Origin of the sequence: Nocardia sp. NPDC059154, assembly GCF_042755705.1 — a bacterium.
Classification (GTDB): Bacteria; Actinomycetota; Actinomycetes; order Mycobacteriales; family Mycobacteriaceae; genus Nocardia.
In genome coordinates this window covers 1-8,922 of record NZ_JBHZCS010000144.1, presented here as the reverse complement: position 1 = coordinate 8,922, position 8,922 = coordinate 1, and the positions used below count along the sequence as shown (strand labels likewise).

7 protein-coding genes and 3 pseudogenes are annotated in these 8,922 nt (G+C 64.3%); 4 read left to right on the top strand and 6 right to left on the bottom strand.

Annotated features, from left to right (window positions below; genetic code table 11):
- Positions 1-785: 785 nt before the first annotated feature.
- Genes ACFXN1_RS50540 through ACFXN1_RS50530 form a run of 3 tightly spaced genes read right to left on the bottom strand, consistent with a single transcriptional unit; the run spans position 786 to position 3,398 of the window.
- Complete coding sequence (locus ACFXN1_RS50540) at positions 786-1,982, bottom strand: acetyl-CoA C-acetyltransferase (protein WP_379446269.1); 1,197 nt, start codon at positions 1,980-1,982, stop codon at positions 786-788.
- Positions 1,975-2,628 (bottom strand): CoA transferase subunit B, encoded by a 654-nt coding sequence (locus tag ACFXN1_RS50535; RefSeq protein WP_379446270.1) that lies wholly within the window; start codon positions 2,626-2,628, stop codon positions 1,975-1,977. The genes ACFXN1_RS50540 and ACFXN1_RS50535 overlap by 8 nt, the downstream gene beginning before the upstream one ends.
- Positions 2,625-3,398 (bottom strand): CoA transferase subunit A, encoded by a 774-nt coding sequence (locus tag ACFXN1_RS50530; RefSeq protein WP_379446271.1) that lies wholly within the window; start codon positions 3,396-3,398, stop codon positions 2,625-2,627. Before ACFXN1_RS50530 ends, ACFXN1_RS50535 begins: the two co-directional genes overlap by 4 nt.
- A gap of 139 nt (positions 3,399-3,537) precedes the next feature.
- On the opposite strand from ACFXN1_RS50530, the gene ACFXN1_RS50525 reads away from it, so the two are divergent.
- The gene (locus tag ACFXN1_RS50525; protein WP_379446272.1) at positions 3,538-4,314 is read left to right on the top strand and encodes an IclR family transcriptional regulator; all 777 of its coding nucleotides are present in this window, start codon (positions 3,538-3,540) and stop codon (positions 4,312-4,314) included.
- A 74-nt stretch (positions 4,315-4,388) separates the two neighbouring features.
- Here the strand turns inward: ACFXN1_RS50525 and ACFXN1_RS50520 are convergent, their stop codons facing one another.
- Positions 4,389-4,763, bottom strand: coding sequence for a hypothetical protein (locus ACFXN1_RS50520; protein WP_379464113.1), 375 nt, complete (start codon positions 4,761-4,763; stop codon positions 4,389-4,391).
- 193 nt (positions 4,764-4,956) lie between these two features.
- Here ACFXN1_RS50520 and ACFXN1_RS50515 point away from each other — a divergent pair.
- A pseudogene (locus tag ACFXN1_RS50515) lies at positions 4,957-5,025 on the top strand (catalase-peroxidase); the annotation flags it as partial.
- On the opposite strand, the pseudogene ACFXN1_RS50510 reads toward ACFXN1_RS50515, so the two are convergent.
- A pseudogene (locus ACFXN1_RS50510) lies at positions 5,020-5,614 on the bottom strand (SDR family NAD(P)-dependent oxidoreductase); the annotation flags it as partial. The pseudogenes ACFXN1_RS50515 and ACFXN1_RS50510 overlap by 6 nt on opposite strands.
- Positions 5,611-6,986, bottom strand: a pseudogene (locus ACFXN1_RS50505) (MFS transporter). The pseudogenes ACFXN1_RS50505 and ACFXN1_RS50510, both read right to left, overlap by 4 nt.
- A 101-nt stretch (positions 6,987-7,087) precedes the next feature.
- Here ACFXN1_RS50505 and ACFXN1_RS50500 point away from each other — a divergent pair.
- Together ACFXN1_RS50500 and ACFXN1_RS50495 are read left to right on the top strand one after the other, a co-directional pair.
- Positions 7,088-8,050, top strand: a complete 963-nt coding sequence (locus ACFXN1_RS50500) for a LysR family transcriptional regulator (protein ID WP_379446274.1) — start codon at positions 7,088-7,090, stop codon at positions 8,048-8,050.
- Positions 8,051-8,626: 576 nt separating this feature from the next.
- Positions 8,627-8,922, top strand: a 296-nt coding sequence (locus ACFXN1_RS50495) for an iron chelate uptake ABC transporter family permease subunit (RefSeq protein ID WP_379446275.1), incomplete at its 3' end; no start/stop codon positions are given.

Genomic DNA, 8,922 nt, shown 5'->3' with positions numbered 1-8,922 from the left:
GATCCGCGACGACATCCACGAAGCCTTCCTCAGCCTGGCCTGCAGCATCATCTGCTGGCGCCGGCTGGTCAACCTCTCACTCTGTTAGGAGTTCTTAGTGTGAACGCAACTTCGGCCACGGAGCCCATCAAGCGGGATCCCCATCAGCGCCGTCGCACGCTCCCTTTTACCGTATCAGCTTGTCATTTCCGATGATGTCCGACCTATGAGGATTGAGCATCGGTCATGGTCGTGATTTCGATCGGCCCCGACCACCCACACGGTAGACCGCAAGATCCGACCGTCGTTAGCGCGGTCATACCACCTGCATCGGTCGTCGCTGTAATGAACGCGTTCGCCGCATAGCCACGCTGCGGGCACGACCCAAAATAGTTGAGCACTTCACGCCGTCGGTGTCTTATAGCGGAGGCCGACGTGCCGATTGCCGCAGTTCCCGACCGCTTTGCTCTACGCGATTCCATGCTTGTACCCTTTTTTCGGTCCCGATAGAGTTGCGAAGTTAGATGTGGTGTCAGTTGCCGACCGGTGGCGCGTCATAGAGCGTTAGACCGCCAAAACAGTCGCGCGTGCGACGGACGGGTCGTGTCACAAACGATTTGGCCACCCGACTTTTCGGCACGTTCTATGCCCGTACAGAAGAGAGTGCATTGCCGCTGCGCGAATTGCGGGAAGTCGAGAGTGTCCCCAGCCAGATCCAAATCTGCACATCGTCGCCCGACGCCAAGCCTCGCATCGCGACAGATCGGCAATTCGCACACACCGAACCGAATGTTGCCCGCCTGCTCTCAGACTCGGACGATGAGGGCGTCGCCTTGGCCGCCGCCACCGCACAGCGCGGCCGCACCGACCCCGCCGCCGCGCCGCTGCAGTTCCAGCGCCAGGTGCAGCACGATCCGAGCGCCCGACATCCCCAGCGGATGACCGATCGCGATCGCGCCGCCGTTGACGTTGACCTTCTGCGGGTCGATACCCAGCTTGCGGGTCGAGGCGATCCCGACCGCCGCGAACGCCTCGTTGATCTCCACCAGATCCAGATCCACCGGCGAAATACCTTCCTTCGCGCAGGCTTTCGCGATCGCGTTGGCCGGCTGGTCCTGCAGCGTGGAATCCGGACCGGCCACCACACCCGCGGCACCGATCTCGGCGATCCAGCTCAACCCCAGATCCTGGGCCTGTTGCCTGCTCATCACGACCACCGCCGCCGCACCGTCGGAAATCTGCGACGCCGACCCGGCGGTGATGGTGCCGTCCTTGTGGAAGGCCGGACGGGCCGGACGCAACTTGCCCAGCGACTCCACGGTCGTATCCGCGCGCACACCCTCGTCCTCGGCCACCACAATCGGATCGCCCTTGCGCTGCGGCACTGACACCGGCACCACCTCGTCGGTGAACACACCGTTCTTCCACGCGGCCGCGGCCTTCTGATGCGAGGCGGCGGCGAACGCGTCCTGCTCTTCGCGGCCGATACCGTCGCCAGTGTTGCGGGACTCGGTCAAAGCGCCCATCGCCTGATCGGTGAAGATGTCGTGCAACCCGTCGTAGGCCATGTGGTCACGCAGCGTCACGTCGCCGTACTTGAAACCCTCACGGCTCTTCTCCAGCATGTGCGGGGCCCGGCTCATCGACTCCTGCCCGCCGGCCACCACGATCTCGTACTCACCGGCACGAATCAGCTGATCCGCCAACGCGATCGCGTTGATACCCGACAGGCACACCTTGTTCAGCGTCAACGCCGGAACATCCATCGCAATACCACCCGCCACCGCGGCCTGACGCGCCGGAATCTGACCCGCACCCGCGGTCAAAACCTGACCCATGATCACGTAATCAACCGATTCGGGCAGCACACCACCGCGCTCCAACGCCGCCGCGATCGCGAAACCACCCAGATCCGAACCGGAAAAACCGGACAAATCACCGAGAAGCCGACCGGCCGGAGTCCGAGCACCGGAAACAATGACAGAAGTCCGTGCCTCAGACATGCGCCGGCACCTCCAGATCGACGATCAGTTCCGCACCGGTCGCGGCGACTATCTGCCCGACGGTGACACCGGGCGCGAGCTCCCGGAGCACCAAAGTTCCGTCGCGTACGTCGATCACGCCGAGATCGGTGACAATCCGTTGCACGACAGCCTTTCCCGTCAACGGAAGCGTGCAGTGTTCGACGATCTTGGCGCCGCCGGCGCGGTCGGTGTGTTCCATGACCACGATGACGCGCCGGGCACCGTGCACCAGATCCATGGCGCCGCCCATACCCTTGACCATCTTGCCCGGCACCATCCAGTTGGCCAGATCCCCGTTTTGAGAGACCTGCATACCGCCCAGGACCGCGGTATCGATGTGCCCACCGCGAATCATGCCGAACGACAACGCCGAATCGAAGAACGCTGCCCCCGGATTCATCGTCACGGTCTCCTTACCCGCGTTGATGAGATCAGGATCGACCTCACCCTCCGTCGGGTACGGACCGGTTCCGAGGATGCCGTTCTCCGAATGAAGCACCACCTTCACCCCTGCAGGAAGGTGGTTCGGGATCAAGGTCGGCAGCCCGATCCCCAGATTCACGTACTCGCCATCGATCATTTCGGCCGCGGCGCGGGCGGCCATTTGCTCCCGTGACCAGCTCACGCCGACACCGTCCTCTTCTCGATTCGCTTCTCTTGTGCACCGACATGCAATACTCGCTGGACGAACACCCCCGGGAGGTGAACCCTTGCCGGGTCGAGTTCCCCCGGCTGCACCAGTTTCTCGACCTGCGCGATAGTGATCCGGCCCGCCATTGCGGCCAGCGGATTGAAATTCATTGCGGTCTTGTTGAATACCAAATTCCCTTCACTGTCCCCGATCTCCGCGTGGACAAGTGCGAAATCTGCGACAATCGCACGCTCAAGGACGTAGGTCCGACCATCGAATTCACGCGTCTCCTTGGGCGGCGACGCTATCGCGATCGAGCCGTCGGCACCGTATAGCCAGGGCAGCCCCCCTTCTGATATCGGGGTACCGACACCGGCTGGCGTGTAGAACGCCGGGATACCGGCGCCGCCAGCACGCATCCGCTCGGCCAAAGTCCCTTGCGGAGTCAGTTCTACTTCGAGCTCGCCGGACAGATACTGACGCGCGAATTCTTTGTTCTCGCCCACGTACGACGCCGTCACACGACGGATTCGACCAGCAGACAGCAAGACCCCCAATCCCCAGTCGTCGACACCGCAGTTGTTGGAGAAGACCTCGAGCTCCGAGACACCCCGGGCCGATAGAGCCGTGATCAGCTCGCTCGGGATACCGCACAGGCCGAAACCTCCGACCACCAGCGAGGCACCGACCGTGACGTCTGCGACAGCCTCGGCTGCAGACCCGCATACCTTCATCGCCACTTGAGAACCAAACCTCTCGTCCATTTAGCGAACGTCGCGTTACTCGATCAAAGTCAACGTCACGTGCGAGTACCTGACAAGCGCGCCGCGAATAGTGTTCGAACCACGAGCAGCTCACGAGCTTCGCGTCCATTAGACGAACGCGTGTGGTTAGACTTGTGGCATGTCTCGTTCAGCGCAGCAGAGTCCTCATGTGGTCGAACGAGTAGCGCGGTTGCTGCGCGCCATCAGCGCGCACGAGTCTGTCGGTATCTCGACGACCGCGCTTGCTAATACCACCGGCTTGGCCCGTCCCACAGCTCATCGACTTCTGACCTCGCTGGCCACCGAAGGGCTCGTCGATCGAGATACCAAGACCGGCCTCTGGTCACTCGGACCCGAGTTGTATCTCCTGGGAGCCGCTGCGGCCAACCGATACGTCATCACCGACCAAGCTCGCGACATCGTCGACAAGATCTCGCGCCTCACCGGTGAGAGCGCCTTTCTCTCGGCGCAACGAGGAGACGAGACCGTATGCATCCTGAGTCGAGATGGTAGCTTTCCCTTGCGTTCCCACGTTCTGCATGAAGGCAAACGCTTTCCATTGGGCGTCGCATCGGCCGGCTTGGCGATCTTGAGTCATCTACCGAGCCGCGAGATCGACGACTATTTCACCCGCATCGATCTAGCCACCGAGTGGGGAGAAGCCCACTCGGAAAGGCGAATTCGCGAACGCATCGCGCTGACACTGACCAACGGATACGCCGTCAACCCGGCGCTTATCGTCGAGGGCAGCTGGGGCATGGGGGCGGCTGTTTTCGACCGCTCAGGCCGACCCGCATGGGCACTGACCATCACAGGAGTTGAAACACGCTTCCGAGAACCGCGACGCAGCGAGCTGGGAAAGCTCCTTCTGGATCACGCACACCAGCTGACGGTGCGCCTTAAAGTATCCCTGTGACGCCTGGACCGATCTTCGGTACGGTCACGCGACTCGCACCTCCTGCCGATACACGGTGCGGACGATCGGAACGCTCAGCCCCACAGTGTGTGCCATCGTGCCCGGCAGCGTGTGTGTACGTACACGGATGAGGTCTTACCGGCCGCGATCTCGCCCCGATCATCGAGCCCCACCGCCTTGGCCGGGTTCGTGCTGATCAGCTTCGCTCCCTCTTCGAGTCGGAGCGTCCCGTCGGCGACAAGCTGGAACACGGCTTGCAGTGGGCTGGAGGGTACATAGTCGGAGGAGAGGATATGGAGCAGTCCTCGCCGAAGCAGCGCTGACGCCGCGACGTTGCCGGACTGGCTTCCACCGCGCACGATGTTCGGTGCGCCCATGACGACCGAAAGACCGTGCGCGACGGCGGATTCGGCTGCGGCGATCGTGGTCGGGAACTCGGCGATGCGCACACCGAGCCCGACTGATTCCTCCACGTGTTCGTTCGTCGCGTCATATGAATCATCCAGACCCTGATCATTGGAACTATGTTCCAAGGGTGGGTGGGTGAGCAACGGGTGGGCGCCCAGCGTGCACCACACCGACCCGCCCGGATCTACCGGATCAAGCCTGTGCCAAGCAAGGTATCTCACCCGCCGAGCTGGATGGCCGGCCGATTTCGGCCACTACGGCCCGTTCTTCATCCGCATGTCCTGGCACGCCGCGGGGCCGTTTGACCGCAATCTCGGTCAGCAGGATCTGCTCGACCACGTCGCGTTCGGCGATGCCGTGCGCTCGGGCCTGATCGGTGATCTGCTTGTCCACCAACGGGGGTTCGCACGTAGCCGGGATTGACGCAGTTGCTCGTGACCCCGTACGGGCCGCCCTCGAGTGCGGTGACCTTCGACAAGCCTTCGAGGGCGTGCTTGGCGGTGACGTAGGCCGATTTGTAGGCCGAGGCCCGCAACCCGTGCACCGAGGGCAGGTTGATGATGCGACCGAACCGATTCTCGATCATGTGCGGCAGCGCCGCGCGGATCAGCAGAAACGGTGCCTCCACCATGAGGGCGAGCATGGCCCGGAACCGGTCCGGTGCGAAGTCGACGATCGGGCTCACGGCCTGGATCCCGGCATTGTTGACCAGGATGTCGACATCCAGGCGCAGCTCTTCGAGCGCGGTGGTGTCGAGCAGGTCGACGTCGGCGACGGTGACCGCCGCGCCGCGCCGCGCCAGCTCCCGGGCGCAGGCCGCGCCGATCCCGCTCGCGCCGCCGGTCACCAGCGCGGCGCGGCCCGCCAGGTCACCTAGGTTCGCCTCGCTCACGCGCTGACCGCCTTCGGATCGGTGCCGGCGGCGAGCTCGCGGGCGTCGGCGAGGTCGATCTCGGTCAGATCCAGGCCCTTGGTTTCGCGGGCGAAGAACACCGCGACCGCGGTGATCACACACGCCACGCCCAGATAGACCGCGATCGGCACCGAGGACTTGCAGGTCTCGAGCAGCCGCACCGCGATGATCGGCGCCAGCGACCCGGCGACCAGCGAGGTGACCTGATAGCCCAGCGACACACCGGAATACCGCATCCGGGTCGGGAACATCTCGGCCATGATCGCCGGCTGCGGGGCATACATGAACGCATGGAACACCAGCCCGAGAATGATCGAGCACAAGATCACCACGTTGTGTTTGGAGTCCATCATCGGGAAGGCGAAAAAGCCCACGTCGCCGCGGTCACCGCACCCACCAGATACACCGGGCGGCGGCCGATGCGATCACTGAGCCGTCCCACCTGCGGGGTGATCGCGAAGTGCACGGCGTGCGCGACCAGCAGCCACCACAGGATCACCTTGGTGTCCGCGCCGACATGCACCTTGAGATAGGTGATGGAGAAGGTGACCACCAGGTAGTACATGATGTTTTCGCCGAAGCGCAGCCCCATGGCGGTGAACACGCCACGCGGACACCGCTTGAGGACCTCCACCGCGCTGAACCCGGTGGCCTGCTCCTGCTCGGCCTGTTCGCGGGCGGCGGTGAAAATCGGCGTGTCGGTGATCTTGGTGCGCACGTAGTAGCCGATGAGCACAACCACCGCTGACAGCCAGAACGCCACACACCACCCCCCACGACAGGAACGACGCGTCCGACAGCGAGGAGGTCAGTACCAGCAGCACCACCGCGGCCAGGATGTTGCCGACCGGTACCGCGGCCTGCGGCCACGCCGACCAGAACGCCCCGGCTGCGTTCCGGACTGTGCTTGGCGACCAGCAGCACCGCACCGCCCCACTCGCCGCCGACCGCGAAGCCCTGGATAAAGCGCATCAGCACCAGCAGGGTGGGAGCCAGGTAGCCGACCTGGCCGAAGGTCGGCAGGCAGCCCATCAGGAGGTCGAGGCGCCGACCAGCAGCAGGCTCAGCTGCAGCAGCTTCTTGCGTCCGTACTTGTCGCCGTAGTGCCCGAACACCACGCCACCGACCGCGCGGCGAAGCCGACCGCGTAGGTGACGAAGGCCGCGAGAATCGCGTCGAGATCGCTGGTGCCCTTGGCGAAGAGCACCTTGTTGAAAACCAGGGTCGCCGCGGTGCCGTAGAGGAAGAACTCATACCACTCCACGACGGTGCCGGCCATCGAAGCCGCCACCACCCTCCGAAGCCCGGACAGGGCGGAATCGCTTCCGCGCCTGGTTGTGCCGACGCTCATCACACTTTCTCCTTACGCTGGCCGCCACATCCCCCTTCGCTGTGATGCGGCGCACAAATTGCATCGATGAACGGGTATTCGTGCACATCCGCGCCTCAATCATGGCGAATTCCGCACCACGGCTCTGCAAGAATGCAGACATGGTCGCTTCCTACCCGAGCCCCGACGATCTTCTCGTGCTGCTGGCGGTCGCCCGGACCGGCCGATACATCTCCGCCGCCGACGAGCTGGGCATCAACCACACCACCATCTCCCGCCGCATCTCCGCCCTCGAGCATGCCCTCGGAGGCCGCGTACTCAGCCGTGGTGCTGGCGGCTGGGAACTGACCGATCTCGGCCGAGACGCCCTCGGGGCGGCCGAAGCCGTCGAATCGGCGGTGCGCTCGATCGCCACCGGCGCCAGCGGCATACGAATCCTCGAGGGTGTGGTCCGCATGTCGGCGACCGACGGCTTCAGCGCCTACATCGCCGCGCCCGCCGTCGCCGAGGTCCGTCGTCGGCACCCACGGATCGCCGTGGAAATCATCGCCGCCACCCGCCGCGCCTCCGAGCATCGCTCAGGCCTGGACCTGGAAGTGGTCGTCGGCGAACCCAAAGCGCGGCGGGCCCGCGCGATGCCCCTGGGGGACTATGTCATCGGTCTCTACGGCACTCAGCCCTACTTCGACGCCAATGGCGCACCACAGTCGATAGCCGACCTCACCGAACATCCACTGGTCTATTTCGTCGATTCCATGCTCCAGGTCGACGACCTCGATCTGGCACCCAACTTCGTGCCCGCCATGCGCGAATCAGTCACCTCCACAAACGTTTTCGTGCACGTCGAAGCCACCCGTGCAGGAGCAGGCCTGGGCCTGCTGCCCTGCTTCATGGCCGACCGCCACCCCGACCTCATCCGGGTTCTTCCCGACCTGGTCGCCATCCGCCTCACCTACTGGCTCGTCGCACGACCCGAGACCCTGCGACGCCCCGAAGTGGCCGTCCTCGCCGACGCCCTGCACGCCCGTGTCCGGTCTCAACGCGACATTCTGCTCGGCGAACCAGCCAGCCAAGACGAGATCTAGCTGCACGCTCGGAGGCAGCCCGCGAGCAGCCCGGCCTGCTCTGTTGGCCGGGGCGTCGCTACAGCCCCGAAGGATTGGATCTTGTTGGCCCGTCAGTCATTTGGGTGGGAAACGGGGGTGCTCTACCCACGACCGTCCGGGTGGACAACGACTATTTCTGCGTGTTTGCACATGCCTGGTGCGGAACTGGGCATTGATCGCAGGACCAGCGTGCGCAAAAACTTCTTTCGCGCTCAGTGATCCGCATCACAGCCGGGGGGTGTGCATCATCACAAAGGAGTAGCTGCAATATTCGCGATACCCATACCGGTCAGCTCGTAGGCGATGGTGCCGTTGGGAAGTGAGAGGTGCTGGGTGGCCATGGCGATCTCCTAGGCTATTTGTGATAGCTAAAAAGCTATCATCAGTAGCTTGTGTAGTCCAGCGAAGCGACGCACATCACACTACGTGCCGCGTCAGGGCAGCCGGTGGACCGCGTCGATGTCGCGTTTGCGCGGGTAGGCGGCGTCCTCCGCGTGGTCGGTCGTCACGATGGCTGGTTGGCGGGCCGGTCCGGCGCCGGCGCACCTACTCGGTGTGAAACGCGCGGCCCGGCGCGTTCTCCGCGCGCCGCCCCGGCTCGGTGCACGGATCGATCGGGCGCGCCAGTGCCTCCCGGCCACTGTGCTCGGTCGATGCTGGATTCCGGCCGGCCGTGATCGTCAGTTCCGGCCTCGCCGTATCCCCCTGGCTGCCGACGCCTCGACACCGGGTTCGCCGTCCCGGGGATCGCCGCTTCTGTTCGTCGGGCTGATCGTGCCGCACCTGGTGCGCATGCTCGTCGGCCCCGGCCACCGGGTGCTGATCCCGCTGTCGGCCATCGTCGGCGCGGT

Bases quoted from the DNA above. Each gene is read 5' to 3' on its own strand.
- ACFXN1_RS50530 (WP_379446271.1), bottom strand. From the start codon at position 3,398: ATGGACGAGAGGTTTGGTTCTCAAGTGGCGATGAAGGTATGCGGGTCT.
- ACFXN1_RS50525 (WP_379446272.1), top strand. From the start codon at position 3,538: ATGTCTCGTTCAGCGCAGCAGAGTCCTCATGTGGTCGAACGAGTAGCG.
- ACFXN1_RS50540 (WP_379446269.1), bottom strand. From the start codon at position 1,982: ATGTCTGAGGCACGGACTTCTGTCATTGTTTCCGGTGCTCGGACTCCG.
- ACFXN1_RS50500 (WP_379446274.1), top strand. From the start codon at position 7,088: ATGGCGAATTCCGCACCACGGCTCTGCAAGAATGCAGACATGGTCGCT.